1 protein-coding gene is annotated in these 625 nt (G+C 49.6%); it reads right to left on the bottom strand.

What is annotated here, in order from left to right; all coding sequences use genetic code 11:
- Window positions 1-625: DNA polymerase (locus tag R7Q09_RS26605; protein WP_318144002.1), on the bottom strand; the 625-nt coding region annotated here is incomplete at both ends.

Below are 625 nucleotides of genomic sequence, written 5' to 3'. Positions count from 1 at the left end.
ACTTCAAATACCAGTTCATCGTGTACTTGCATCAAAAGTTTTACGCGACCATTGCCTTCTTCTTGAATCCATTGATCCACTAGCAGCATCGCTTTCTTAATAATGTCCGCTGCAGTGCCTTGCATTGGCGCATTGATCGCCGCTCGTTCTGCTGCTTTACGACGCATACCATTACGCGATTTGATTTCTGGCAGATGCAAACGTCGACCAAAAATGGTTTCTACATAACCTTTATCAGCTGCTGCGCTGCGCGTGTCTTCCATGTACTGCATTACACCTGGGTAACGCTCGAAGTATTTGTCCATGTAAGCTTGCGCTTCACCACGAGGAATGCCCAGCTGTTTTGCCAAGCCGAATGCGCTCATGCCGTAAATCAGACCAAAGTTCACCGCTTTTGCACGGCGACGCTGCTCACTGGATACCTGATCAATAGACACTCCCATGATTTCTGCTGCAGTTGCGGCGTGAATGTCTTTACCGTCGCGGAAGGCATCAAGCAGCGCTTGGTCGCCAGAAAGGTGCGCCATAATACGCAGCTCGATTTGCGAGTAGTCGACAGCCAGAATCTTGTAACCAGCTGGAGCAACAAACGCCTGACGAATACGACGACCTTCTTCGTTACGGA

It is taken from the genome of Vibrio sp. 2130-1 (genome assembly GCF_033339515.1).
Note: the sequence above shows the minus strand (reverse complement) of the source record. Positions and strands in the feature narration are given on the sequence as shown.